Below are 25,293 nucleotides of genomic sequence, written 5' to 3'. Positions count from 1 at the left end.
CGTGGTCGAGAGGAAAACCGGCCTCCAGTCTTCCGCATCATGCTCTTGAAAGCAAAGGGGCGGCCAGTGCGGCCGCCCCCTCTTTAGCACATCGGACCTGCGATTAGTGCGCGCCGTGAGCCATGGTCTCGGCGCCGCGGCCCCAGACGTAGATGCAGATAAACAGGAACAGCCAGACCACGTCGACGAAGTGCCAGTACCAGGCGGCGAACTCGAAGCCGAGGTGCTGCTTCGGGGTGAAATGTCCCTTATAGGCGCGGATCAGGCAGACCAGCAGGAAGATGGTGCCGACCAGCACGTGGAAGCCGTGGAACCCGGTCGCCATGAAGAAGGTCGCACCATAGACGTTGCCGGCGAACGAGAACGTCGCGTGTGCGTACTCATAGGCCTGCACGCAGGTGAAGCAGGCGCCGAGGATCACGGTCAGGATCAGGCCTTGCTTGAGGCCCTGGCGGTCGTTCTCGAGCAGTGCGTGGTGCGCCCAGGTCACCGTCGTGCCCGAGGTCAGCAGCAAGAGCGTGTTGAGCAGCGGCAGATGCCAGGGATCGAAGGTCTCGATGCCCTTCGGCGGCCAGGTGCCGGGCACGTTGCAGGCGCCCATCGCCGTGCCGGGGCCGCAGCCGAACACCGCGTCGCGGGTGGCGTGCACCGCATCGGCCGGGAACAGCGCGGAGTTGAAGAACGCCCAGAACCAGGCGACGAAGAACATCACCTCGGAGGCGATGAACAGGATCATGCCGTAGCGGTGGCTGATCTGCACCACGCGGGTGTGGTCGCCCTTGTACTGGGCTTCCTTGATCACGTCGCCCCACCAGCTCGCCATCGTGTAGAGCACGCCGACGGTGCCGACGCCGAACACGATCGGCGCCGCCGAATACATGTGATGCATCCAGCCGATCGCACCGAACGCCATGATGAAGGCCGAGATCGAGCCGACCACGGGCCACGGGCTCGGGTCGACGAGATGGTAGTCGTGATGCTTGACTTGCGCCTCAGCCATTGCAGTCTCTCCATTCGCGTGCCGTCAGGCACGTATTCGTCTCAAATTCCAAAAACCGCTAACCGCCCTTGCGCTGCTCCGCCTCGCCCGCCGCAACGGGCTTCGGCGCCGGATCGCGCACGGGGAAGAACGTGTAGGACAGGGTGATCGATTTCAGCGTGTCGTTCTCGCTGTCTTTCGCCAGCGCCGGATCGACATAGAACACCACGGCCATCTCACGCTTTTCGCCGGGCGCCATGGTCTGCTCGGTGAAGCAGAAGCAGTTGATCTTCTGGAAGTAGGCGCCGACCGTCAGCGGCGCCACGTTGTAGGCGGCCTGTCCGGTGGTGGTCCGCGCCGACTGGTTGGTCACGGTGTAGTAGACGGTGACCACCTGGCCGATCTTGACGTCGATGTTGTTCTGCTCCGGCTCGAACTTCCAGGGCAGGCCCGGCGCGACGTTGGAATCGAAGCTGACGGTGATGGTGCGGTCGAGCGGCGCGCTTGTCGGAGCCGAGGTCGCGACCTGGGTGGTGCCGTTGAAGCCGGTGGTGCGGCAGAACCAGTTGTAGAACGGCACCGCGGCGTAGGATGCGCCGACCATCAGCACCACGACGAACCCGCAGATCGAGGCGACCATCGCGTCGCGCGTCAGCACGCGCCGCGTGACCTTGGCGTTGTCGCCCTGCGGATCCGGGGTAACCGGCTGGTTCGCCATCTCGCTCACAGCGGCCGCACCAGCACGGCCGGCCCCTTGACGAGAGTGACGGCGAAGAACAGCAAGACGAGCACGCCGAGCGCGAGCGCCGTGGCGATCGAGCGCTGGCGGCGGCTCTTGAGCTGCGCCTCGGTGAGGACGATTCCTTCTGGTTCCTGCTTCTCGTCCATTTGGTACCCAAGCGCCCCCATCTCGCCCCTACCCGATGATGACAGGCGCGATCGCGCGGACGGCGACCTCGGCCAGGAGAACGGCGAACAGCGCGAACAGATAAAGGATGGAGAAGGCGAACAGCCGGCGCGTGGCGCGATTGGCCGCAACCCCCTCGCGGCGGCGATAGACTTCGATCGCGAGCCACAGCATGCCAGCGCCCAACACCAGCGAAGTGACGCCGTAGATCCAGTCGAAATAGCCGAGCGGCCACGGCGCCAGCGCAATCGCGACCAGCACGATGGTGTAGAGCAGGATCTGCAGCCGCGTCACATCTGGACCGGCGACGACGGGCAGCATCGGGATGCCGGCGCGCGCATAGTCGTCGCTGCGGAACAGCGCCAGCGCCCAGAAATGCGGCGGCGTCCAGAAGAAGATGATCAGGAACAGGAGGACCGGCTCCACCGACAGCGAGCCGGTCGCCGCGGCCCACGCCACCACCGGCGGCAGCGCGCCGGCAGCACCGCCGATCACGATGTTCTGCGCGGTCCAGCGCTTCAGCCACATCGTGTAGACCACGGCATAGAAGAAGATCGTGAAGGCGAGCAGCGCGCCCGCCACCCAGTTGACCAGGATGCCGAGGGTCATGACCGAGAAGAAGGCAAGCGTGATGCCGAACGCCGCCGCCTCCGGCGGCGCGATGCGGCCGCGCGGGATCGGCCGGTTGGCGGTGCGCGTCATCAACGCGTCGACATCGCCCTCATAGGCCATGTTGAGCGCGCCGGACGCGCCGGCACCGACGGCGATGCAGAGGATCGAGGTGAATGCCAGCACCGGGTGGACGTGAACCGGCGCGATCATCAGCCCGACCAGCGCGGTGAAGATCACCAGCGACATCACGCGCGGCTTCAACAGCGCGATGTAGTCGCCCACTCCGGCCTCGGAGATCCGGGGCAGCTCAATGGCGTTGTGATCGATAACCGACAAGATCTGGTCTCACTTCTCTCAAAAAGCGCGGCGCACTTTGGGGGTGCGCCGCGCTGTCTCGGTTACTGCACGCGCGGCAGCACTTCGAACTGGTGGAACGGCGGCGGCGAGGTCAGCGTCCACTCGAGCGTGGTCGCACCCGCACCCCACGGATTGTTCGCGGCCTGCTCCTTGCGGACGAAGGCATCGATCACGCCGTAGATGAAGATCAGCACGCCGAAACCGGAGATGTAGGAGCCCCAGGAGGAGATCAGATTCCAACCGGCGAAGGCATCCGGATAGTCGACGTAACGGCGCGGCATGCCCGACAGACCGAGGAAGTGCTGCGGGAAGAACACCAGGTTCACGCCGATGAAGGTGACCCAGAAGTGCGCCTTCGCAATGGTCTCCGAGTACATGTAGCCGGTCATCTTCGGGAACCAGTAGTACCAGCCCGCGAAGATCGCGAACACGGCGCCGAGCGACAGCACGTAGTGGAAGTGCGCCACCACGTAATAGGTGTCCTGCAGCACGCGGTCGACGCCGGCGTTGGCCAGTACGACGCCGGTGACGCCACCGACGGTGAACAGGAAGATGAAGCCGATCGCCCACAGCATCGGCGCCTTGAACTCGATCGAGCCGCCCCACATCGTGGCGACCCAGGAGAAGATCTTCACGCCGGTCGGCACCGCGATCACCATCGTGGCGGCGACGAAATAGGCCTGCGTCGCCGACGACATGCCGACGGTGTACATGTGGTGCGCCCACACCACGAAGCCGATGCCGCCGATCGCGACCATGGCGTAGGCCATGCCGAGATAGCCGAACACGGGCTTGCGCGAGAAGGTCGAGACGATCTGGCTGATCATGCCGAAGCCGGGCAGGATCAGGATGTACACTTCGGGGTGGCCGAAGAACCAGAACAGGTGCTGGAACAGCACCGGATCGCCGCCGCCATCAGCCGCGAAGAAGGTGGTGCCGAAATTGCGGTCGGTCAGCAGCATGGTGATCGCACCGGCGAGCACCGGCAGCGACAACAGCAGCAGGAACACCGTCACCAGGATCGACCACACGAACAGCGGCATCTTGTGCAGGGTCATGCCCGGCGCGCGCATGTTGAAGATCGTGGTGATGAAGTTGATGGCACCGAGGATCGACGAGGCACCCGCCAGATGGAGCGACAGGATCGCGAAGTCGACTGCCGGCCCCGGATGACCCGAGGTCGAGAGCGGCGCGTACATGGTCCAGCCCGCGCCGACACCGTTGGCGCCCGGCTCGCCCTCGACGAAGGTCGAGATGACCAGCAGCGCGAACGAGGCCGGCAGCAGCCAGAACGAGATGTTGTTCATGCGCGGGAACGCCATGTCGGGCGCGCCGATCATCAGCGGCACCATCCAGTTGCCGAACCCGCCGATCATCGCCGGCATGACCATGAAGAAGATCATGATCAGGCCGTGCGAGGTCACGAACACGTTGTAGGTATGCGTCTCGTGGAAGATCTGGACGCCCGGATACATCAACTCCGCGCGGATCGCGATCGACATCGCGCCGCCGATGATGCCCGCGATCACCGCAAAGATCAGGTACATCGTACCGATGTCCTTGTGGTTCGTGGAGTAGAGGTAGCGCCGCCATCCGGTCGGATGATGGGCGTGATCATCATGGGCGTGATCGTCGTGTGTCGCTGCGCCTGTAGCCATGTTCCAAATCCTGCCTTGCAGTCCCTCTTGGACCTTGCGGTCCCGTCGCCCTTATTCTTCCAATCGCCGAAAGCCGTCCGCTTACTGCGCCGCCTGACCAGCCGAGGCGTAGGTATTCGCCGGGTTAGCCGCAAACTTCTTCTTCGCGCCGTCAACCCAGGCTGCGAAGTCCTGGTCGCTGACGACCCGCACCGCGATCGGCATGAAGGCGTGGTCCTTGCCGCACAGCTCCGAGCACTGGCCGTAGAACATGCCGGTCTTGGTGGCCTTGAACCAGGTCTCGTTGAGGCGGCCGGGGATCGAGTCGATCTTGATGCCGAAGGCCGGCACCGCGAAGGAGTGGATCACGTCCGCGCCGGTGGTCTGGATCCGCACCACCTTGTTGACCGGAACGACCATCTCGTTGTCGACGCCGAGCAGCCGCGGCTGCTTCTCCTTGTCGAGCAGCGAATCGAATTCGAACTTGCCGTTATCCGGGTAGGCGTAGGACCAATACCACTGCTTGCCGGTCACCTTGACGGTGAGATCCGGCTTCGGCACGTCGAGCTCGAGAAACAGCAGGCGGAACGACGGCACGGCGATGCCGACCAGGATCAGAACCGGGATCAGCGTCCAGGCCACCTCGATCAAGGTGTTGTGGGTGGTCCGGGAGGGGACCGGGTTGGCGCGCGCGTTGAACTTCACCACCACGATGACGAGCAGCGCCAGCACGAACAGCACGATCAGGGTGATCAGCACCAGGAGGAAATTGTGAAACCAGATGATGTTTTCCATCACCGGGGTCGCGCCCTCCTGCAGCGTGTGCTCCCACGGTGCCGGCTGCCCCATCTCGGCGAAGGCCGATCCCGCGGCGATCGACGCCATGCCCGCTACCGCAAACCCCAGCAATTGTCGGCCAATCCGGCCAATCGACATCTTCATGCCGCTCGCGCTCCCTAGATATTTCCCCAACACACCCCCGGCACATGGCCGGGAATGCGGCACGATCCGCCCTGACAAACGGCCTACCGGACGTACCCGTCCTTGAGTCAAGGAGGGTACGGGAGCCAGATCGCTAGAACGCGTCGAAATCCAGCCTCTCAAACCATAATTCGCAGGCGCTCGCAATGCAGTAGTACGGCCGAACGCCATGCGCCTGCGACTAACCTGCCGACCTCGATTTTTCCCGCAAAATCAAGCGAAAGCCCTTGGACGAATTGTCCACGCTGCTTGACAGGGGGATTGCCGGATGTACCCACAGGCGGGTGCTCCGCAGGAACCTGATTCGCTGATGGATGCCCCGATCCGGCGCGGAAATGGCTGCAAGATCGCCTTCAAGGCGCCGTCATTGCGATACAGTCGACGGGTGCGTGCGACCGGCGGCCGAACGGACGGCCGGGCCCGACCGAACATTCAAAGGATCGACCCGGATGGGCGCTTCGAACATTCAGCCTACAAGGCGAAAGACGCAGGCAGGTTGGCTGGGAGGCCTGCTGGCGGCCGCCCTGTGTCTGGGCCTGACCCAGGCGGCGAACGCACAAGGGGCGGTGCGCTCGGTTCATGGCGACTGGCAGATCCGCTGCGACACTCCGCCGGGCGCGCAGGCCGAGCAATGCGCCCTGATCCAGAGCGTGGTGGCGGAGGACCGCTCCAATGCCGGCCTGACCGTGATCGTGTTGAAGACTGCGGACCAGAAGAGCCGCCTGATGCGGGTGGTTGCGCCGCTCGGCGTGCTGCTGCCTTCAGGCCTCGGGCTGAAGCTCGACAATCAGGATGTCGGCCGCGCCGGCTTCGTCCGCTGCCTGCCCAATGGCTGCGTGGCTGAGGTCGTGCTGGACGACAAGCTGCTGGGTCAGCTCAAGAACGCCAAGACCGCCACCTTCATCATCTTCGAGACGCCGGAAGAAGGCATCGGCTTTCCGCTCAGCTTGAACGGACTGGCGGAAGGATATGACAAGTTGCCGTGATCGACCGCACCGCCCCGGCCTCTCCCGATTTGCAGCCATAAGCACTATCTTTGACGACGAGCGTCCGGGGCTTAACCCGGGACCGGCAGCCCGAGGTTTCCGGGATGTAAGATGAGTTTCAGGCTCATCTCTGCTTAGATCGCGCAAATGCTGGCTGCAGGTTCCCTCGCGCCGGTATTTGGTTGCGCCCGAAGCAGGGATGGCAAGAATTCGCAGTTCGCTGGAGTGACCATGACCAATCCCGCCACGACCTCCCTGCTCGACCGTGCCAATCTCGACCGCGATACCGTCCGCCGCGAGGTGGCGCGGGGACTTGCGGGCGCCGATGACGGCGAGTTGTTCCTGGAATTCGGGCAGACCGAGGCGTTGGTGTTCGACAATGGTCGGCTCAAGCAGGCGACCTACGACACCTCGCAAGGATTCGGCTTGCGCGCGGTCAAGGATGACGCAGTCGGCTATGCGCATTCCTCCGACGTCTCGATCCCGGCGCTGATCCGCGCCGCCGACGCCGTGGCGGCGGTGCGCGGCGGCTACGCCGGGACGTTCGCCCCGGCGCCGGCCCACACCAACCTCAAGCTCTATGGCGACGAGAACCCGCTGGATGGGCCGGCATTCGAGGCCAAGGTCAAGCTGCTCGGCGAGATCGACGCCTATATCCGCGACAAGGATCCGCGGGTGCGGCAGGTTTCGGCCAGCCTCACCGCGACCTGGCAGGTGGTCGAGATCCTACGGCCGGACGGCGAGAGCTATCGCGATATCCGCCCGCTGGTGCGCGTCAATATTTCCGTGGTCGCCGGCCAAGGCGACCGGCAGGAGAGCGGCAGCAAGGGCTATGGCGGCCGCGAGGGCTACGCGCGCTTCATCGAGACCAAGGCTTGGCGCGACGCTGCCGATGGCGCGCTGCGCGAGGCGCTGGTCAACCTCGAATCGGTGCCCGCCCCTGCCGGCGAGATGGACGTGGTGCTCGGCGCTGGCTGGCCCGGCGTGATGCTGCATGAAGCGGTCGGCCACGGGCTCGAAGGCGATTTCAACCGCAAGCAGACCTCCGCCTTTGCAGGATTGATGGGCCAGCAAGTCGCCGCCAAGGGCGTGACCGTGGTCGACGACGGCACGATGGCATCCAGGCGCGGCTCGCTCTCGATCGACGACGAGGGCACGCCGACCAACCGCACCGTGCTGATCGAGGACGGCATCCTGGTCGGCTATATGCAGGACCGCCAGAACGCACGGCTGATGGGCATGAAACCGACCGGCAACGGAAGACGCCAGAGTTACGCCCATGTGCCGATGCCGCGCATGACCAACACCTATATGCTGGCCGGCGACCGCGACCCGGCCGAGATCATCGCATCGGTAAAGAACGGCATGTATGCCGCCAATTTCGGCGGCGGCCAGGTCGACATCACCTCGGGCAAATATGTGTTCCAGTGCACCGAGGCGTACAAAATCGAGAACGGCAAGCTCGGCGCGCCGCTGAAGGGCGCGATGCTGATCGGTAACGGACCGACCGATCTCCACAGGATCACGATGATCGGCAATGACCTTGCGCTCGACACCGGCATCGGCACCTGCGGCAAGAATGGTCAGGGCGTACCGGTCGGCGTCGGCCAGCCAACGCTGCGGATGGAACGGATTACGGTCGGAGGTACAGGCTAGTGAGCAGCGGAAACGAAACCGTGACGGCCAAGCCGTCGACTTGGCGCTCACAAGCCGCACAGTTGGCCGCGATCGTCGCCGTCGTGTTCCTCGCCAAGGGTGCGATCGCCGAGCCGTTCTACGTGCCGTCGGGATCGATGGAGCCGACGCTCCTGATCGGCGATGCGCTGGTCGCTTCGAAGTATCCTTACGGCTACGGCGCGGCCTCGTTGCCGATCCAGATCACGCTGCCGGAAACCGGCCGCCTGTTCGGCGAGACGCCGAAGCGCGGCGATGTCGTGGTGTTCCGCTGGCCGGGCGACCGCTCGCAGGCCTGGGTCAAGCGCGTGGTGGGGCTGCCCGGCGATCGCATCCAGATGCGGCAGGGCCAGCTCTTCATCAATGATCATCCGGCGGCGCTGAAGGCGGACGGCACCGGCTTTGCCGAGGACGACCGCGGCGGCGGCGAAGACGCGTATCGCTATGTCGAGACGCTGCCGAACGGCGTTAGCCACGCGATCTTCAAGATGCGCGACAACGGCCCGCTCGACAACACGACGGAGGTGACGGTGCCGCCAGGCAAGCTGTTCGTGCTCGGCGACAACCGGGACAACTCGGCCGACAGCCGCGTGCCGGTGCGCGACGGCGGCGTCGGCTTGCTGCCGATCGACAATCTGATCGGCCGCGCCGATGCGGTGGTCGGCTCCTGGGATATGGGCATGCGCAGCCAGCCAGTCTGGACCTGGCTCTCCGGCTTCCGCCTGGCACGGTTCTTCACATCGGTGCATTGACACGGACGCAGCCCGGACCGAGCGCAGCGAAATCCGCGGCCATCCAGCCGCGGATCGTGTGCTCCCGGATTTCGCTCGCTGCATCCGGGCGACATTCTCAGCGAGCCGTAGGGTGAGCAAAGCAGCGCAGCGACGTGCCCACCATCGCCTGCGGTGACCTGAATTAGCGTGCACGCTTCGCTTCGCCCACCCCTGCGCTTCTCTTCATGACCCAAGATCAATTCCTCGCCGCAGCGCTGAGCAATCCGGCCAATCGCATCATCGCCGACGAATTGTTCCGTCTCGCCTTACCTGACGCATGGATCGTCTCCGGCTGCCTGGTCCAGACCGTGTGGAACGTGCAGACAAACCGGCCGGTCGACTACGGCATCAGCGATTACGACATCTTCTATTTCGACCTCGACACATCATGGGACGCCGAGGATGCCGTGATCCGCAACCTGCAAGCGCGTCTCGGCGAACTCGACGTCGTGATCGAGGCGCGCAATCAGGCGCGCGTGCATCTCTGGTACCCCGAAAAGAACGGCGTGCCCTATCCGCCGTTGTCGTGCTCGACCGACGGCATCGACCGCTTCCTCACAGCGACCACTCAGGTCGGCATCCGCCGTACCGCTGAGCGCTACGATGTCTATGCCCCGAACGGCTTCGACGATATCGCCGGCATGATCGTACGGCCGAATCTCACCGCGAACTTCTCCGCGGCGAACTATGCGAAGAAGGCGGCGCGCTGGAAGGCGCTGTGGCCGGAGGTTGCAGTGCTGGAGGCTGGGCGAATTCCAGGAACGTCGGCCGGACTCAGCGCACCACGCCCGAAATGAATCCCGCCTTGCGGCGTGGCGGCTTGATCTCCTTCTTCAGGAAGCAGTGCGCATTGCGACCGGCATAGCCGGGCCGCGCGTAGGTCCAGGCGCGGCACTTGTTGTCGGCGGTGCAGGCAGCCTGGCAGGCTTCGGTCCCGTCGGTACTCTTCAGTTCAAGCGACTTGTAGTCGCCACCCGACCGGTCGATCGAAGTCTCGATCGCGCCGTTGCGCGGTTCGACCACGCCGGCGCCGCGGACGCCGGAGACGCAGCAGGTGTCCTGCACGCGCAGCGGCACCGTGCTCTTCAGCCAGCACACCGCGCCATTGTTGGCGTCGGTCGGATAGTTGAAGCTCCAGGCACGGCAGCGGCGGTCGCGCTCACAGGCGAGTGCGCAATCGGCGGGGTCGCCCGACGTCACCGGCGAGTTCAGATAGTCGCCACCGGGCCGGTCGAAGTTGGTCTGCGCTGACGCGGGGCGCGCCACGGCCATTGCCGCCAAAACAGCGAACGTCACCATACACGCCCGAAAGAGGCGGTCTATCCCCATGAGATTGCTCTCAAATTCGCGCAGCCCCGCGACGTTCGCGGGCAGTCATTTGAGCGCCATGAACCTGTACGGCGGATGAACGGCGCGGAACCGCGGGCCGGGATGGGGAGCCCAGCACTGCCTGGAATCGGATGAAGCCAGATTGCTAGAACGCGTATTCCCGATACGCGGGTTCCACCGAGCCATTCCAGGGACCGTTGAACTTCTCCAGCATCTCTTCCGCCGGCGAGCGGCCGGCCTCGATGATCCGCTCCAGCGGCTCGAGGTAGCGGCTTTCATCGCGCCCGAGATGATCGATCCGGCCGCGCCGCCGCAACCCGGCATGCGACAGGATGAGGCACTCCTTGGCGATCTCGAACAGATATCGGTCCTTGATCCGCGCCTTGAAGCCGAACCGTGGCACGTCGTCGCGCAGCGCCTGCCGCTCCGGCGCAGTCCAGTGGCGGACGATGTCCCAGGCAGCGTCGAGACTGTCGTTGTCGTAGAGCAGCCCGACCCAGAACGCCGGCAGCGCCGGCAGCCGGCCCCACGGCACGCCGTCGGCACCGCGCATCTCGAGATAACGTTTCAGCCGGACCTCGGGGAAGATCGTCGAGAGGTGATTGGCCCAATCCGACAGCGTCGGACGCTGGCCGGGAAAGGCCGGATTCTTGCCGGCGAAGAAGTCGCGGAACGAGGAGCCGGAGACATCGATATATTCGTCGCCGCGCTTGACGAAAAACATCGGCACGTCGAGCGCGTAGTCGACATAGCGCTCGAAGCCCATGCCGTCCTCGAATGCGAACGGCAACATGCCGCTGCGCGCATTGTCGGTGTCGCGCCAGATCTCCGAGCGGAACGACAAAAAGCCGTTGGGTTTGCCTTCGGTGAACGGCGAGTTGGCGAACAGAGCGGTCGCGACCGGCTGCAGCGCCAGCGACACGCGCAGCTTCTTCACCATGTCGGCTTCGGAAGCGAAGTCGAGATTGGTCTGCACCGTGCAGGTCCGGTACATCATGTCGAGGCCGTACTTGCCGACCTTCGGCATGTAGTTGGTCATGATCTTGTAGCGGCCCTTCGGCATCATCGGGATCTGCGCCCGCGACCACGACGGCGTCATGCCGAGCCCGAGGAAACCGATGCCGAGCGGAGTTGCGATCTCGCGCACCTGCGCCAGATGCGCCATCAGCTCGGACTGCGTCTGATGCACGGTCTCCACCGGCGCGCCGGACAGTTCGAACTGCCCGCCCGGCTCGAGCGAAATCGCGCCGCCGCCGGTGACATCATAAAGCCCGATGATGTTGCCGCGCTCCATGATCGGCTCCCAACCGAGCAGGAGCTTCATGCCCTCGAGCAGCGCACCGATGCCCTTGGCGCCCTCGTAAGGCACGGGCCGGTGGCCTTCGAGCGTGAACGGCGTCTTCTCGTGCTCGGTGCCGATCCGGAATTCGGATTCGGGCTTCACGCCGGCTTCAAGCCACGCCACGAGTTCGTCGCGCGATTGCAGCGGCGTCATATCGATCTGGTCACGCGCCATACGAAATCCAACTCAAGGGCGCTTCGATCGAATGCGCGCGGTGGCAGGGTCCGCAGGCCCGAAGGGCCGCGGTTGGTGGGATCAAGGATATCATCGGGCGACCACACCGTCTCGCGCGGGGGCCGCCCTGGTGTCGGTCTTGGTTTCGCCCTTGGTTTCGCCTTTGGCGTCGCTGCAGGAGCAGCCCAGCCGGTCGAGCAGGCCGCACAGCCTGGCCGCCTCGGCGTCGGACAATTTGGAGCCGACATGCTTGTCGATCGCGGCGGAATACGCGCTCCACATCCGCTTCTGCAGTTCGCGGCCCGCCTCGGTGATCTCGACGAACTGGCCGCGCTTGTCGATCTTGCATTCGCGCCGCGCGGCAAGCCCTTCGTCGACCAGGCGGTCGATCAGGCGGGAGGTGGAATATTGCGGGATCAGCATCTGGCGCTCGAGCTCGACCGGGCGCAGCTCGCCGGACGGCGCGCGCGACAGCTCGAGCAGCGCGTCGTACCAGGCCAGCGGCGGAAAGCCGGCCTTCTTCAGATCGTGCTCGACGCAATCAAGCACGCGGCTCGGCACCCGCATCAGGCGGATCCAGGCCGCAGTTGCCTCGCTCGATAGCTTGCGTTTCATGGTCTGGCCTATAGCTCCCGGAACAAGTCTACCGCACTAAATGCATCTGCATCAATCTTGACTATTCCATGCAGGTGCATGTAGGCAATCCCTCTCCCGCCGCCAAGAACAAGGGAAGGAAATTACCCATGAAGCTCTATTACTCCCCCGGCGCCTGCTCGCTCTCGCCCCATATCGCGCTGCTCGAAGCCGGCCTGCCCTATGACCTGGTGAAGGTCGATTTGCGCGCCAAGAAGCTCGAAAACGGTGACGATTTCCTGAAGGTGAACCCGAAGGGCCAGGTGCCCGCGCTGGCGCTGGACTCCGGCGAACTGGTCACCGAAGGGCCGATCATCGTCCAGATGATTGCGGACAAGGTTTCCGACAAGAAGCTGGCCCCGGCGCGCGATTCCAACGAGCGCTACAAGCTGCTGGAATGGCTGAACTACATCACGACCGAGCTGCACAAGAACCTCGGCCCGATGTTCTCGCCCGTGCTCGCCGACGACGCCAAGGCGTTCTTCAAGGACCGCGCGACCGGCAAGTTCAAATATGTCGACAGCCAGCTCGCCGGCCGCGACTACCTGATGGGCAGCCAGTTCACGGTCGCTGACGGCTATCTCTTCACGATGATCATGTGGGCGACCGACCGGCTCGGCTTCGATCTCTCCGGCCTGCCCAACCTGATGGCCTACAAGGCCCGCGTCGCGGCGCGTCCGAAGGTGCAGGAAGCGCTGAAGAAGGAAGGCCTGCTTAAGGCAGCGTGAGGCTTGCACCGCATGGCTAGCGAAAGGGCCGGATCGTCGATCCGGCCCTTTCTGTTTATAACGAGACGTCGTCCGTTCACCCCTGTCGTCCCTGCGAAAGCAGGGATCCATAATCCCAGGAAGCTGTTGTTGCGAACGCTGGGGCCACGGCTTGCTCACAAACCCGCGCCGGTGGTTATGGGTCCCGGGTCGCGCTTGCGCTTGCCCGGGACGACATCAGAGTTCTGGGCGCTACGCTCGCCCTTCACTCCGCGGCCTGTGCCGCCGGCTTCTTCGGCGGGAAGCGGCCGTAGAAGGTCTCGCCATTGGCTGCCATCTCCTCGAGCAGTTTCGGCGGCGTGAAGCGCGAGCCGTACTTCTTCTCGAATCTGTGGCAGAGATCGACGAACGTCTTCGTGCCCATGAAGTCGATATAGGACAGCGTGCCGCCGGTGAACGGCGCGAAGCCGAAGCCGAGGATCGAGCCGACGTCGGCCTCGCGCACGTCGGTGATGACGCGGTCCTCCACCGTGCGCGCGGCCTCGACCGCCTGCGCCACCAGGAAGCGTTGCTTCAGCTCCTCGACGTCGAGCGTATCGGGGTCGAGATGCTTCGGCTGCAGGCTGGCCAAGCCCGGCCACAGGCTCTTCTGACCCTTGCCCTTCTCGGGATAGTCATAGAAGCCCTTGCCGTTCTTGCGGCCGAAGCGGCCCTGTTTCTCGACCATCTCGACCATCAGCTTCTTCTGCGCCTGGTTGACGGCGTTGGGACCGAGATCGGCTTCGGTCGCCTTGGTGATCTTGAGGCCGAGGTCGAGCGCGACCTCGTCCTGCAGCGACAACGGGCCGACCGGCATGCCGGCCATCTTGGCGGTGTTCTCGATCATCGCCGGCGGCACGCCTTCGAGCAGCATTTCGTTGCCCTCGGCGATGTAGCGCATCACGCAGCGGTTGGCGAAGAAGCCGCGGGAGTCGTTCACGACGATGGGCGTCTTGCCGATCGCGCGGACATAGTCGAGCGCGGTCGCCAGCGCGACATCGCCGGTATTCTTTCCGAGGATGATCTCGACCAGCATCATCTTCTCGACCGGCGAGAAGAAGTGGATGCCGAGGAAGCGGCCCTGGTCCTTGAACTCCTCGGCCAGCGAGTTGATCGGCAGTGTCGAAGTGTTGGACGCAAAGATCGCGCCCTCCTTCAACAGCGGCTGCGCCTTGGCAAAGGTATCCGCCTTGACCTTGCGGTCCTCGAACACGGCCTCGATGACGAGGTCGCACTCCTTGATCGCGTTGTAATCGGCCGTTGCGGTGATGCGCGACAGGATGGCGTCGCCCGCCTCCTGCTTCATGCGGCCCTTGGCGACCTGCCCGTCGATCACGGTCTTGGCGTGCGCCTTGCCCTTGTCGGCACTCTCCTGGTCGCGGTCGACCAGCACCACGTCGATGCCGGCCTGCGCCGAGACGTAGGCGACACTGGCGCCCATGAAGCCGGCGCCGATCACGGCGAGCTTCTTCACTTTGGTCGGCGGCACGCCCACGGGACGCCGCGCGCCCTTGTTCAATTCCTGCATCGACAAGAACAGCGAGCGGATCATCGCGGCCGCTTCGTTCGAGCGAAGGATCTTTGCGAAGTAACGCGACTCCACGCGCAGCGCGGCGTCGATCGGTAGCTGCAGGCCCTCATAGACGCAGCTCATGATGGCGCGCGCGGCCGGATAATTGTCGTAGGTCTCGCGGCGATAGATGGCATTGCCGGCGGGGAACATCTGCATGCCGGCCTTCGAGAACACCGGGCCGCCGGGCAGCTTGAAGCCCTTCTCGTCCCACGGCGCGACGGCCTTGCCGCCGGCCTTGATCCAGTCCTTCGCGGCCTTGATCAGGTCGGACGCCGGAACGATGGCGTGAATCAGATTGAGCGCCTTGGCGCGGGCGAGATTGACCGCCTCACCCTTCAGCAGCAACGTCATCGCGTCCTGCGGCGGCACGATGCGCGGCACGCGCTGGGTGCCGCCCGCGCCGGGGAACAGGCCGACCTTGATCTCGGGCAGGCCGAGCCGAGTCTTCGGATTCTCGGCCGCCACGCGATAGTGGCAGGAGAGCGTGATCTCGAAGCCGCCGCCGAGCGCCAGGCCATTGATCGCGGCAACCCACGGCTTGCCCGAGACCTCGATTGAGCGGAACGCCTGCGAGAAGCGGCGGCTCTGGTCGAACAGCACCTGGTTGGCGGCCTCCTCACCTTTCTCCTTCAGCAGGCCCGCATAGGTGCGGCTCATGGTCTCGAGCATCGAGAGATCAGCGCCGGCGCAGAACGCCTCCTTGGCCGAGGTGATGACGACGCCCTTGATCGCGGGATCGTTCGTGGTCTGCTTGACGATCTCCTCGATCTCCAGGATCGACGTCTCGTCGAGCACGTTCATCGAACGGCCCGGAATGTCCCAGGTGACGAGCGCAATGCCGTCGGCGTCGGTTTCGAACTTGAAATTCTTGTAAGTCATGTTGTTCGCTCCCTCGCCTTACACCCGCTCGATGATGGTGGCGGTGCCCATGCCGCCGCCGATGCACAGCGTCACCAGCGCGGTTTCCTTGTTGGTGCGCTCGAGCTCGTCGAGCACGGTGCCGAGGATCATCGCGCCGGTCGCCCCGAGCGGATGGCCGAGCGCGATCGCGCCGCCATTGACGTTGATCTTGGCGTTGTCGATGTCGAAGGCCTGGATGTAGCGCAGCACCACCGAGGCGAAGGCCTCGTTGAGCTCGAACAGGTCGATATCCGACTTGGTCATGCCGGAGCGCGCGAACAGCTTTTCGGTGACGTCGACCGGACCGGTCAGCATCATCGCCGGCTCCGAGCCGATATTGGCAAACGCGCGGATCTTGGCGCGCGGCTTCAGACCGTGCTTGGCTCCCGCCTCCTTGCTGCCGAGCAGCACCGCGCCGGCACCGTCGACGATGCCGGACGAGTTGCCGGCATGGTGCACGTAGTTGACCTTCTCGACCTCGGGATGCGACTGCACCGCCACCGCATCGAAACCGGCCATCGCCGCGACCGCGGCAAATGACGGCTGCAGTTGCGCCAGCGACTGCATCGTCGTGGTGGGCCGCATGTGCTCGTCCTTGGCGAGGATGGTCAGCCCGTTGATGTCCTTGACCGGCACCACCGAATTCTTGAAGCGGCCCTCGTCCCAGGCTTTGGCCGCGCGCTGCTGGCTCTGCACGGCGTAGGCGTCGACGTCATCGCGCGAGAAACCGTATTTGGTCGCGATCAGGTCGGCCGAGACGCCCTGCGGCATGAAATAGGCCGGCACCGCCATCGAGGGATCCATCGGCCAGGCGCCACCGGAGGCACCGATGCCGACGCGGCTCATCGATTCCGCGCCGCCGCCGATCACGAGCTCATGCTGGCCGCTCATGATCTGCGCAGCGCCGAAGTTCACGGCGTCGAGACCGGAGGCGCAGAAGCGGCTGATCTGCACGCCCGGCACCTTCTCGCCCAAGCCGGCATTCAGCGCGGCGAAACGCGCGATGTCGCTGCCCGCCTCGCCGACCGGATCGACCACGCCGAGCACGACGTCGTCGACGGAATCCTCGGGAAGGTTGTTGCGCTGCTTCAGCGCCTTCAGCGGCACGGTGGCGAGCGCCAGCGCCGTGACCTCGTGAAGCGCGCCATCGGCCTTGCCGCGGCCGCGCGGGGTGCGAACGTGATCGTAGATATATGCCTCAGGCATGATGCCCTCCTTATATGAGGATCATAATATATAGCCGAACGGAGCGCCGCCGCAGAGGGTGCGGCGGCAATTTTCGGGGCTTTTTGTTTGACGCGTGTTCTTCACGCGAACCGGTATCCACTTCGCTGGAAAACGCTTTAGAACGCTTCGGCGGCCAGTTCCATCGTGGTGGCGCTGCCGCTCTGGATGCGCGCCAGGTGCACGGCGGTCTCAGGCAGCAGCTTCTCCATGAAGAAGCGGCCGGTGACGAGCTTGGCGGTCAGGTGCGGCGTCGCGGTGCCCGCGGCGATCTTGTCCTGCGCCACCTTGACCATCTTGGCCCACATATACGCCAGCGCGACGAGGCCGAACAATTTCATGTAGTCGGTCGCCGCCGCGCCGGCATTGTCGGGCTTGGTCAGCGCGTTCTGCATCAGCCAGCCGGTCGCCTGCTGCAGATGGCCGAGCGCAGTGGAGAGCGGCGTGATGAACGGCTTCATCGCCTCGTCGCCGCCATGCTCCTTGGCGTAGGCGCCGACCTCGCTGAAAAACGCCATCACGGCGCGGCCGCCGTCGCGCGGCAGCTTGCGGCCGACCAGATCCAGCGCCTGAATGCCGTTGGCGCCCTCATAGATCATGGCGATGCGCGCATCGCGCACGAACTGCTCCATGCCGTGCTCGGCGATATAGCCATGGCCGCCGAACACCTGCTGCGCGGCAACCGTGTTGGCGAAGCCGGTATCGGTCAGGACGCCCTTCAGCACCGGCGTCATCAGCCCCATGTGATCGTCGGCTTCCTGACGATCCCTGGCGTCGTTGGAGCGGTGGGCGACGTCGCTCTTCAGCGCGGTCCAGATCACCATCGCGCGGGCACCCTCGTTGAAGGCGCGAATCGAGAGCAGCGCGCGGCGCACGTCGGGATGCACGATGATCGGATCGGCCGGCTTGTCCGGCGCCTTCGGTCCGGTCAGCGAACGGCCCTGCAGACGCTCGCGCGCATAGGCGACCGCGTTCTGATAGGCGACTTCGGACTGCGCGAGACCCTGCACGGCGACGCCAAGGCGAGCCTCGTTCATCATCACGAACATGCCTTGCATGCCCTTGTTCTCTTCGCCGATCAGCCAGCCGGTGGCGTTGTCGTAGTTCATCACGCAGGTGGAATTGCCGTGAATGCCCATCTTGTGCTCGATCGAGCCGCAGGAGACGCCGTTGCGCGCGCCCAGCGAGCCGTCGGCATTGACCAGCACCTTGGGCACGACAAACAGCGAGACACCCTTGATGCCGGCCGGCGCGCCCTCGATCCGCGCCAGCACCAGATGGATGATGTTGTCAGCGAGGTCGTGCTCGCCGGCAGAGATGAATATCTTGGTGCCCGAAATCTTGAAGCTGCCGTCGGCCTGACGCACCGCCTTGGTGCGCAGCAAACCGAGGTCGGTGCCGCAATGCGGCTCGGTCAGGTTCATGGTGCCGGTCCATTCACCCGCGACCATCTTCGGCACGTAGGTCTTCTTCTGTTCCGGCGTGCCGTGCACCAGCAGCGCCGCGGTCGCGCCCATGGTCAGTCCGCCATACATCGAGAATGCCATGTTGGCGGAGATCTGGAATTCGTTGACCGCCTGGCTGAGCACCACCGGCAGACCCTGCCCGCCATATTCCGATGGCGCCGAGAGCCCGAGCCAGCCGCCTTCGGCGACCTGCTTGAACGCGTCCTTGAAGCCCTTCGGCGTGGTGACGCTGCCGTCGTCATGGCGCTTGCAGCCTTCGAGATCGCCGGTGCGATTCAACGGCTGCAGCACCTCCTCGCTGAGCTTGGCGGCCTCGCCGAGGATCGCTTCGCGCACGTCGGCCGATGCATCGGTGAAGCCGGGAAGATTGTCGTAGCGGTCGATTTGGAAGACGTCGTTGAGCAGGAAGCTGACGTCTTCGACAGGGGCTTTGTAGGTCGGCATGGTGTTCTCCCGGCTGGCGGCGTCGGCAGCGCAGCTTGTCCTTGGGTTCGTTGGAATGGACCTTATCCGGTTCCGAAGGTCCGCGGCAGTGACACTATTGAGACTGAGCTTGCGGCGTTGCGCCGCCCTGCTTCATCAATTCATCGCCCATCAGCCGATGCAGCATGTTGATGGCCTTGAGCGGACGCACCATCACCTTGAAATGCGTGATCCGGCCATCGGCATCGAAGCTGATGATGTCGACGCCGTTGATCCTGATGCCGTCGATGACGTTCTCGAATTCGAGCACGGCGCCGGTCTCGCTGGTCCATTCGCCCAGATATCTGAAGGTCGGACCGCCGAGCACCTTGGCGGCGCTGGTCAGGTATTTGAAGGTGATGTCGCGGCCGCGTTGCGGCGTGTGCACCACGGGGCTTTCGAACACCGCGTCGGGATGCAGGAGGTCCCACAGCGCCGCGGTATCGTGGGACTTCATGTAGGCGTACCACTTGTCGAGGCCCGGTCTGGTCATCGGACGTCTCCTGCTGTGGAATGAGGAGCCTGGCGATCGATCGGTCTCCAAAACACTGGGCCGATCGCCATATGCACATTGACGCATATGCACGATGATGCATAAAGTCAAGCGGAGTTCAGAACGCAGATGGGGAACCAAGATGGAGGTGGGCGTTGGCGCTCGGTGACGCAATCCTCGCCTGTCTCACGGAACGTCCGATGACGGGCTATGAGCTCGCCAAGACGTTCGATGCGTCGATCGGCTTCTTCTGGAAAGCCGACCATCAGCAGATCTATCGCGAGCTGTCGCGGCTGCGCGACAAGGGTCATGTCCAGGGCCGCGAGGTGGTGCAATCGGGCAAACCCAACAAGCTGGTCTACACCCTGACGGCGGAGGGCCGTGCGGCGCTGAAGCACTGGGCGGCGCGGCCGAGCGTGCCGCCCTCGATCAAGGATGACCTGCTGGTCCGACTCTACGCGCTCGACAGCGTCGACATCGAGCCGCTGCGCACCGATTTGATGGCGCGGCTCGAACATCACCGCGACCGCTACGAACGCTACGAGCGCCTGCTCAACAAGCGCTTTCCCGACGGCATCGCGCCGCCCGCCGATCTCGGCAAGATGCTCGGCTTGCGCATCGGGATGCGGCACGAGCGCGTGGTGGTGGAGTGGTGCGAGGAAGCGCTCGACGCACTGTCCGCGATCGCCGGTCGCGGCAACGTGCTGCCGCTCGACGACAGCAAGCGCGAGAGCGGCGGCTAGAAGCAAGCGCCCAACCTTGAAAAGGAGAGGTCGCTTTGCTCGCAGAGCAAAGCGGGTGGGGATCATGTCTCTCCACGAGCAGCGGCGTCTGTGGTTGACCCCGTCCCAACCTTCCCCCTTTCAGGGGTAGGGCAATCGCATTTGGGAAAAAACGCCCTGTGGCCCATCCTTCGAGACGCCCGCCTTTGGCGGGCTCCTCAGGATGACGTCTTGTGTTGCGGCACAATAGTAGACCCTCATGGTGAGGAGCGCCGCTTGCGTCGCGTCTCGAACCGCGAGGCCGAGTACGTGCGCAGCCATCCAAGGCGGCATATGCGATAGCCCTGCCTTGAAAGGGGAGTCGCTTTGCTCGCAGAGCAAGGCGGGTGGGGATCATGTCTCTCCACGAGCAGCGGCGTCTGCGGTAGACCCCCATCCCAACTTTCCCCCTTTCAGGGGGAAGGAGAAACGCACCATTTTCGTTATTCGAGCAACAAGCAAAGCGCTGTCCTGATCCGGCGCAACCGGTTCCGCGATTCCCGAACTTTAAGATCCGTTAGCCGCATTCCTTAACCCGTTATTTACCGTGACGGGAAAAAGTCGGCATCTGAGGCAGACGCCCCACGCAGAATTCGATTGTCTCTTAACAGGAATGCGCGGGGAGGCTGTGGGCGCAGGGTGTGGCGCCGGAGTCGGGACCGGACGGAATCATGAATTCGCGCGTATCGTGGAGTGTTGACGGCATCGATCCCTCCGTCCGTGACAGGGCCGAGGCGGCAGCACGCCGCGCCGGCATGTCGCTGAACGACTGGCTGAATTCCACCGTCGGCGATGCGACGCCGCCGGATTGGCGCACGTCTTACGAGCAACGGCCGCCGATGCCGAGCCGAGAGAGCCGCGAGGTCGCCGACATCCATCAGCGGCTCGATGCGATCACCCGCCAGATCGAGCAGATTGCCAGGCCCATGTCGCGCGGCGAGGCCGTGCGCGCTGAGGTGCCGCGCGGCCAACCCGCCGTCGCCCGGCAGTTGAACGACGCCATTTCGCGCCTCGATGCGCGACTATCGCAAATCTCCAGGCCGCAGCCGGCCCGCGAGCCGCAGATGCAGGAGCAGATGCAGGAGGAGCGCCGGCGCCAGGCCGCGGCGGTCGAGCGTGCGGCTGCGCAGGTCTATCGCCCCTCGCCGCCGCTGAGCCCGGCCTCGTTCGATTCCGCGATCGCGGAGATCGCCGCGCGCCAGAACGAGCTCGATGCTCCCGCCCCCGCGCAGACGCCGCCACGCAATGCGCCGCCGCCGGCCGCGCCCAGCGGACCGGACTTCTCCTCGCTGGAACGGCATCTGCTCAAGATCACCAGCCAGATCGAGGCGCTGCAGCGGCCTGACCATGTCGAGCAATCGATCGCAGCCTTCCGCGGCGAGCTTACGGAAATCCGCCAGGCCATCACCGAAGCGATGCCACGCCGGGCGATCGAATCGATCGAGAACGAGATCCGCTCGCTGCACCACAGGATCGACGAGATCCGGGTCGAGGGCAACAACCGCAACGGCCAGGCGATCGCCGGCATCGAGCGCGCCTTGTCCGAGATCCGCGAGGTGCTGCGCACGCTGACCCCGGCCGAGCAACTCACCGGCTACGACGAGGCGATCCGCAATCTTGGCGCCAAGCTCGACATGATCCTGCGCGCCAACGACGATCCGTCGACGGTGCATCAGCTCGAGAGCGCGATTGCGGCGCTGCGCGCCATCGTGTCCAACGTCGCCTCCAACGACGCGCTGCTGCGGCTCTCCGAGGACGTGCACGCACTGTCCGCCAAGGTTGACCAGCTCTCGCAGGTGGCGTGCGCCGACGGTCAGAGCGATGCTTTCGCGGTGCTCGAACAGCGGATCGCCGCGCTGACCTCGACGCTGGACAGCCGCGAACGGCCGCCGGGCCACGACAATACGGACGCCATCGAAAACGCGGTGCGCACCCTGTCGGAGCGGATCGACCGCCTGCAGGTCGGCAACGACAGCGCGTCGGCCTTCGCCCATCTCGAGCAGCGCGTATCGTATCTGCTGGAACGTCTCGAAGCCGCCGATCAGCGGACCGGCAATCTCGGCCGGGTCGAGGAAGGACTGCATGACATCATGCGGCACCTCGAGGCCCAGCATGCCCACATCGCCTCGCTCGCCGACGCCACCCGAAGCTTCAACGGCGCGTCGTCGCCGCAGCCGATGATGGACAGCGGCATCGTCGACATGATGAAGCGCGAGCTGTCCGACATCCGCTTCAGCCAGGCGGAAACCGATCGCCGCACCCAGGATTCGCTGGAGACGGTTCACAACACGCTCGGTCATGTCGTCGATCGGCTGGCGATGATCGAGAACGATTTGCGCACGGTTCGCCCCGCGTCGCCATCGCCGGCGCCCGCTGCCGCCGAATCGCGCGCGGCGATACCGCAGCCGATCGCGCAGGCGGCACCCGAGCAGTACAAGCCAGAGCAATACAAGCCTGAGCCGTACAAGCCCGAGCTGCCCAACCCTGCTCTTGCGCAGGAGCATTTTGCGGCCGCACCGCGCGACTTCCACGCTGCGGAGCCACAGGCCGCAGTTGCGCCGCCGCTGCCGCCGACCCCGCCGCGCGCCATCAGCGAGATCCTCGAGCCGCATGCGGCGCCAGCGCGCGCTGCGATCGCACCCGAACTGCCACCGGATCATCCGCTCGAGCCCGGCACACGTCCCGCAGGGCGCATGTCGTCGCCGTCGGAGCGGATCGCGGCGTCAGAAAGCGCGATCAGCGATCTCCCGGCCGGCAAGAAGGAGCCGGTGTCGACGTCGAGCTTCATCGCCGCCGCGCGCCGCGCCGCACAAGCCGCGGCCGCCCAACCGGTCAACGACAAGGCGGCACGTGCGGCCAGCAAGGCCGCGGCGAAGGCCAAGGAGAAGGCGGACAAGGCCGAGAGAGCCAAGGCCGCGATCAAGGCCGGCGCGCCGGAAGCTCAGCCGTCGACCATTACCTCCAAGATCCGCTCGCTGCTGGTCGGCGCGAGCGTGGTTGTGATCGTGCTCGGTACCTTCAAGATGGCGATGAACCTGCTCGACACCGGCTCGGCGCCGCAACTGCCGGCGATGGAGAGCAACGAGCCGGCCGCAGCGACAGTGCAACCGCCCGCCGAGAGCTCCATCAAGCCGGCGCCGGCCGCGCCGTCGGCGGCCCCCGGACCGTCGATGACCTCGCCGACGCCGCTCGGCCGGCAATCCAACAACAGCACGGCGCCGAACACGCTCGACAGCGCGCAGGTGACGATCCCGTCCGCTCCGGCACCTGCCGCAGCCCCGGTCGCAACGCCGCCGGTCAACAACGACGTCACCGGTACAATTCCGGCGGCGACATCGGCGCCGCCACCCATTCCGGGCAAGCTCGGCACGATCCAGATTCCGCCCGGTGAGAAGCTGCCCGACGCGATCGGCGGGCCGACGCTGCGCGCCGCTGCGATGAAGGGCGACCCGGCCGCGGCCTACGAGGTCGGCATGCGCTATGCCGAGGGCAAGGGCGTGGCCGCCAATCTCGACGAAGCCGCCAAATGGTACGGCCGTGCGGCGCAGGCCGGCCTGATACCCGCGATCTTTCGGCTCGGCACCTTCTATGAGAAGGGCCTCAGCGTGAAGCGCGACGTCGATATCGCGCGGCGTTACTACGTGCAGGCCGCGGACCGCGGCAACGCCAAGGCAATGCACAATCTCGCCGTGCTCGACGCCGACGGCGGCGGCAAGGGCGCCGACTACAAGAGCGCAGCGCAGTGGTTCCGCAAGGCCGCCGACCGCGGCGTGCCCGACAGCCAGTTCAATCTCGGCATCCTCTATGCCCGCGGGATCGGCGTCGAGCAGAACCTCGCCGAGTCCTTCAAATGGTTCAGCCTGGCAGCGGCGCAGGGTGACGCCGATGCCGGCCACAAGCGCGACGACATCGCCAAGCGGCTCGACCCGCAGTCGCTGGCGGCGGCGAAGCTCGCGATCCAGACCTTCACTGCCGAGCCGCAGCCGAGTGATGCGGTCAACGTGCCGGCGCCGCCCGGCGGCTGGGACGCCGCTCCCGCGCAGCCCTCGGCAGCAAAGGCGGTCAGGCAGCCGGCGAAGCGAACCGCGGCGCTGGTCGCGCGCTAACGCCGCGCAGCCGGGCAGCATCCCGGCTTCGCGCTTCTATACCTCAGCGATACAACCGTGTAGACAGGCACGCGGCGCGCGAACAGCGCTTGCCGCCCGGAGGATCGCGTTTGTCTGCCGATGACTGCCAGGACGGAGCAGCCGGAGTGCATCGCTCGTCGCCAACCGGTCCCCGGGTCATGGCGCCGCAGGGCGGCACACCGCCGCCGGAGGCTTCGCGGCGCTGGGTCGGCGGCCACCCTTCGCAGGGCCTCTTCAGGCCCTCGTTTTGGTCCGTGACGATCTTTGCGCTGCTGCTGTCGGGCATCGGCGTTCGCGCCTATCGGGACCTATCGCGACCGGACGCCTGGGACTATTGGCGCGAGACCTATGTTTCGGCGAGCATGACGGCTTCCGTGATTCCTGCGATCGATATCGATGGATCGGGCCAGACTCGCCGTGCACTTGCGATCAGCGGCAGGATCGGCCCCGCCAGTGCAGGCTGGTTTCGCGACCAGCTCGACAAGGCTCACCTGTCGAACGGCGATGTCGTGCTGCTATCGTCGAAGGGCGGCTCGATGGACCAGGCCGGCATCATGGGCGAGACCATTCGGGCGCGCGGGCTTGCCACGGCCGTAGGCACGGCCGACATGTCCGGCAGTGTGCGGGCCTCCTCCTGCGCGAGCGCCTGCGTGCTGGTCTATGCGGGCGGCAAGCCCCGCTACGGCATCAAGGGTGCGATGCTGGGCGTCCACCGCTTCACCTGGAAGGAGCCGATCGACAATCCCGTCGCTGAAGCCCAGCGCATGCAAGGCATGGTGCTTGGCTACATGACCGATATGGGCGTCTCCTCTGCAATCGTGGAGGCGATGTCGCAAACCGCAGAGATTCGCTGGCTGAGCCAGCAACAAGCACTCGCGATGAACCTCGTCACCACGCCGGTCGACCCGCGCTGACCCGGCTTCTGCCACTAATCCGAAATCATCAACGATATCCGCAGGACCGGAGGGCCCCTGCGGCAAAAAAGCCGCGGGACGCCAATTCTTTAGTCCCGCCCCCGGCCGATTTCGGTTATGGAGGACCCGGCACTCGACCCGCGTCCGCCTGCTCCGCAGCGCCGACCGGATTGCTCTGCCGGAGAATGCCCGACCAGGACACCACGCCGTGGCGCAGTCTTGCGGCTGCCTGCGGCGAACCGA

At 65.2% G+C, this 25,293-nt stretch carries 21 protein-coding genes; 8 read left to right on the top strand and 13 right to left on the bottom strand.

Going from position 1 to position 25,293, the window contains the following annotated elements:
• Positions 1-103: 103 nt before the first annotated feature.
• The 6 genes from P6U30_RS04905 to coxB form a co-directional block, all read right to left on the bottom strand.
• Positions 104-1,000: a cytochrome c oxidase subunit 3 gene (locus P6U30_RS04905; protein WP_407150292.1), complete on the bottom strand. Its 897-nt coding sequence runs from the start codon at positions 998-1,000 to the stop codon at positions 104-106.
• A 58-nt stretch (positions 1,001-1,058) separates the two neighbouring features.
• Positions 1,059-1,697, bottom strand: a complete 639-nt coding sequence (locus P6U30_RS04900) for a cytochrome c oxidase assembly protein (protein WP_407170352.1) — start codon at positions 1,695-1,697, stop codon at positions 1,059-1,061.
• Positions 1,698-1,702: 5 nt separating this feature from the next.
• Positions 1,703-1,867: a CoxF protein gene (locus P6U30_RS04895; RefSeq protein ID WP_066512975.1), complete on the bottom strand. Its 165-nt coding sequence runs from the start codon at positions 1,865-1,867 to the stop codon at positions 1,703-1,705.
• A 28-nt stretch (positions 1,868-1,895) separates the two neighbouring features.
• Complete coding sequence (locus P6U30_RS04890; protein WP_407168404.1) at positions 1,896-2,834, bottom strand: heme o synthase; 939 nt, start codon at positions 2,832-2,834, stop codon at positions 1,896-1,898.
• Positions 2,835-2,896: 62 nt separating this feature from the next.
• Positions 2,897-4,513, bottom strand: coding sequence for a cytochrome c oxidase subunit I (gene ctaD, locus P6U30_RS04885; protein ID WP_407168403.1), 1,617 nt, complete (start codon positions 4,511-4,513; stop codon positions 2,897-2,899).
• 81 nt (positions 4,514-4,594) lie between these two features.
• Positions 4,595-5,434 (bottom strand): cytochrome c oxidase subunit II, encoded by an 840-nt coding sequence (gene coxB, locus P6U30_RS04880; protein WP_407168402.1) that lies wholly within the window; start codon positions 5,432-5,434, stop codon positions 4,595-4,597.
• Positions 5,435-5,922: 488 nt separating this feature from the next.
• Here coxB and P6U30_RS04875 point away from each other — a divergent pair, with 488 nt between their 5' ends.
• The 4 genes from P6U30_RS04875 (at position 5,923) to P6U30_RS04860 (ending at position 9,703) form a co-directional block, all read left to right on the top strand.
• Positions 5,923-6,459 carry an invasion associated locus B family protein gene (locus tag P6U30_RS04875; RefSeq protein ID WP_407150288.1) on the top strand — a complete coding sequence of 179 codons (537 nt, stop codon included), beginning with the start codon at positions 5,923-5,925 and terminating at the stop codon, positions 6,457-6,459.
• Between the two features lie 231 nt (positions 6,460-6,690).
• Positions 6,691-8,115, top strand: a complete 1,425-nt coding sequence (gene tldD / locus P6U30_RS04870; protein ID WP_407150287.1) for a metalloprotease TldD — start codon at positions 6,691-6,693, stop codon at positions 8,113-8,115.
• A complete protein-coding gene (gene lepB / locus P6U30_RS04865) occupies positions 8,115-8,885 on the top strand; it encodes a signal peptidase I (RefSeq protein WP_407150286.1) in 771 nt (256 codons plus the stop codon). The genes tldD and lepB overlap by 1 nt, the downstream gene beginning before the upstream one ends.
• A gap of 206 nt (positions 8,886-9,091) precedes the next feature.
• Positions 9,092-9,703, top strand: a complete 612-nt coding sequence (locus tag P6U30_RS04860) for a nucleotidyltransferase family protein (RefSeq protein ID WP_407168401.1) — start codon at positions 9,092-9,094, stop codon at positions 9,701-9,703.
• Here P6U30_RS04860 and P6U30_RS04855 read toward each other — a convergent pair.
• The 3 genes from P6U30_RS04855 to P6U30_RS04845 all read right to left on the bottom strand — a co-directional run bounded on the left by P6U30_RS04855 (position 9,681) and on the right by P6U30_RS04845 (position 12,366).
• The gene (locus tag P6U30_RS04855; RefSeq protein ID WP_407168400.1) at positions 9,681-10,205 is read right to left on the bottom strand and encodes a PAN domain-containing protein; all 525 of its coding nucleotides are present in this window, start codon (positions 10,203-10,205) and stop codon (positions 9,681-9,683) included. The two genes, P6U30_RS04860 and P6U30_RS04855, sit on opposite strands and share 23 nt — an antisense overlap.
• Positions 10,206-10,380: 175 nt before the next feature.
• Complete coding sequence (locus tag P6U30_RS04850) at positions 10,381-11,751, bottom strand: glutamate--cysteine ligase (RefSeq protein ID WP_407168399.1); 1,371 nt, start codon at positions 11,749-11,751, stop codon at positions 10,381-10,383.
• A 90-nt stretch (positions 11,752-11,841) separates the two neighbouring features.
• Entirely contained in the window at positions 11,842-12,366 is a 525-nt protein-coding gene (locus tag P6U30_RS04845) for a MarR family winged helix-turn-helix transcriptional regulator (RefSeq protein ID WP_407168398.1), read from the bottom strand.
• A 128-nt stretch (positions 12,367-12,494) separates the two neighbouring features.
• Between P6U30_RS04845 and gstA the strand changes: the two genes are divergently transcribed.
• The gene (gene gstA / locus P6U30_RS04840; RefSeq protein WP_407168397.1) at positions 12,495-13,112 is read left to right on the top strand and encodes a glutathione transferase GstA; all 618 of its coding nucleotides are present in this window, start codon (positions 12,495-12,497) and stop codon (positions 13,110-13,112) included.
• A gap of 244 nt (positions 13,113-13,356) precedes the next feature.
• Here gstA and P6U30_RS04835 read toward each other — a convergent pair whose 3' ends face one another.
• The 4 genes from P6U30_RS04835 to P6U30_RS04820 form a co-directional block, all read right to left on the bottom strand.
• Entirely contained in the window at positions 13,357-15,582 is a 2,226-nt protein-coding gene (locus tag P6U30_RS04835; RefSeq protein ID WP_407168396.1) for an FAD-dependent oxidoreductase, read from the bottom strand.
• Positions 15,583-15,600: 18 nt separating this feature from the next.
• Positions 15,601-16,809 carry an acetyl-CoA C-acetyltransferase gene (locus P6U30_RS04830; RefSeq protein ID WP_407150280.1) on the bottom strand — a complete coding sequence of 403 codons (1,209 nt, stop codon included), beginning with the start codon at positions 16,807-16,809 and terminating at the stop codon, positions 15,601-15,603.
• 137 nt (positions 16,810-16,946) lie between these two features.
• Complete coding sequence (locus P6U30_RS04825; RefSeq protein ID WP_407168395.1) at positions 16,947-18,737, bottom strand: acyl-CoA dehydrogenase C-terminal domain-containing protein; 1,791 nt, start codon at positions 18,735-18,737, stop codon at positions 16,947-16,949.
• Positions 18,738-18,831: 94 nt separating this feature from the next.
• Positions 18,832-19,248, bottom strand: a complete 417-nt coding sequence (locus P6U30_RS04820) for a nuclear transport factor 2 family protein (protein ID WP_407168394.1) — start codon at positions 19,246-19,248, stop codon at positions 18,832-18,834.
• 155 nt (positions 19,249-19,403) lie between these two features.
• Between P6U30_RS04820 and P6U30_RS04815 the strand changes: the two genes are divergently transcribed.
• From P6U30_RS04815 to P6U30_RS04805, 3 genes are all read left to right on the top strand, one after another.
• The gene (locus P6U30_RS04815; RefSeq protein WP_407168393.1) at positions 19,404-19,991 is read left to right on the top strand and encodes a PadR family transcriptional regulator; all 588 of its coding nucleotides are present in this window, start codon (positions 19,404-19,406) and stop codon (positions 19,989-19,991) included.
• Between the two features lie 689 nt (positions 19,992-20,680).
• Complete coding sequence (locus tag P6U30_RS04810) at positions 20,681-24,115, top strand: hypothetical protein (RefSeq protein WP_407168392.1); 3,435 nt, start codon at positions 20,681-20,683, stop codon at positions 24,113-24,115.
• Positions 24,116-24,225: 110 nt separating this feature from the next.
• Positions 24,226-25,050, top strand: a complete 825-nt coding sequence (locus tag P6U30_RS04805) for a hypothetical protein (RefSeq protein ID WP_407168391.1) — start codon at positions 24,226-24,228, stop codon at positions 25,048-25,050.
• The last annotated feature ends 243 nt before the right edge of the window (positions 25,051-25,293 follow it).

It is taken from the genome of Bradyrhizobium sp. ORS 111 (assembly GCF_045571485.1).
In the GTDB taxonomy this organism is placed as follows: Bacteria; Pseudomonadota; Alphaproteobacteria; order Rhizobiales; family Xanthobacteraceae; genus Bradyrhizobium.
This window is presented reverse-complemented; position numbering and strand designations above follow the sequence as displayed.

Bases quoted from the DNA above. Each gene is read 5' to 3' on its own strand.
- P6U30_RS04850 (WP_407168399.1), bottom strand. From the start codon at position 11,751: ATGGCGCGTGACCAGATCGATATGACGCCGCTGCAATCGCGCGACGAA.
- ctaD (WP_407168403.1), bottom strand. From the start codon at position 4,513: ATGGCTACAGGCGCAGCGACACACGACGATCACGCCCATGATGATCAC.
- P6U30_RS04895 (WP_066512975.1), bottom strand. From the start codon at position 1,867: ATGGACGAGAAGCAGGAACCAGAAGGAATCGTCCTCACCGAGGCGCAG.
- P6U30_RS04835 (WP_407168396.1), bottom strand. From the start codon at position 15,582: ATGACTTACAAGAATTTCAAGTTCGAAACCGACGCCGACGGCATTGCG.
- P6U30_RS04825 (WP_407168395.1), bottom strand. From the start codon at position 18,737: ATGCCGACCTACAAAGCCCCTGTCGAAGACGTCAGCTTCCTGCTCAAC.
- P6U30_RS04855 (WP_407168400.1), bottom strand. From the start codon at position 10,205: ATGGTGACGTTCGCTGTTTTGGCGGCAATGGCCGTGGCGCGCCCCGCG.
- tldD (WP_407150287.1), top strand. From the start codon at position 6,691: ATGACCAATCCCGCCACGACCTCCCTGCTCGACCGTGCCAATCTCGAC.
- P6U30_RS04875 (WP_407150288.1), top strand. From the start codon at position 5,923: ATGGGCGCTTCGAACATTCAGCCTACAAGGCGAAAGACGCAGGCAGGT.
- P6U30_RS04860 (WP_407168401.1), top strand. From the start codon at position 9,092: ATGACCCAAGATCAATTCCTCGCCGCAGCGCTGAGCAATCCGGCCAAT.
- P6U30_RS04810 (WP_407168392.1), top strand. From the start codon at position 20,681: ATGAATTCGCGCGTATCGTGGAGTGTTGACGGCATCGATCCCTCCGTC.
- P6U30_RS04905 (WP_407150292.1), bottom strand. From the start codon at position 1,000: ATGGCTGAGGCGCAAGTCAAGCATCACGACTACCATCTCGTCGACCCG.
- coxB (WP_407168402.1), bottom strand. From the start codon at position 5,434: ATGAAGATGTCGATTGGCCGGATTGGCCGACAATTGCTGGGGTTTGCG.
- P6U30_RS04845 (WP_407168398.1), bottom strand. From the start codon at position 12,366: ATGAAACGCAAGCTATCGAGCGAGGCAACTGCGGCCTGGATCCGCCTG.
- gstA (WP_407168397.1), top strand. From the start codon at position 12,495: ATGAAGCTCTATTACTCCCCCGGCGCCTGCTCGCTCTCGCCCCATATC.
- P6U30_RS04830 (WP_407150280.1), bottom strand. From the start codon at position 16,809: ATGCCTGAGGCATATATCTACGATCACGTTCGCACCCCGCGCGGCCGC.
- P6U30_RS04900 (WP_407170352.1), bottom strand. From the start codon at position 1,697: ATGGCGAACCAGCCGGTTACCCCGGATCCGCAGGGCGACAACGCCAAG.
- P6U30_RS04820 (WP_407168394.1), bottom strand. From the start codon at position 19,248: ATGACCAGACCGGGCCTCGACAAGTGGTACGCCTACATGAAGTCCCAC.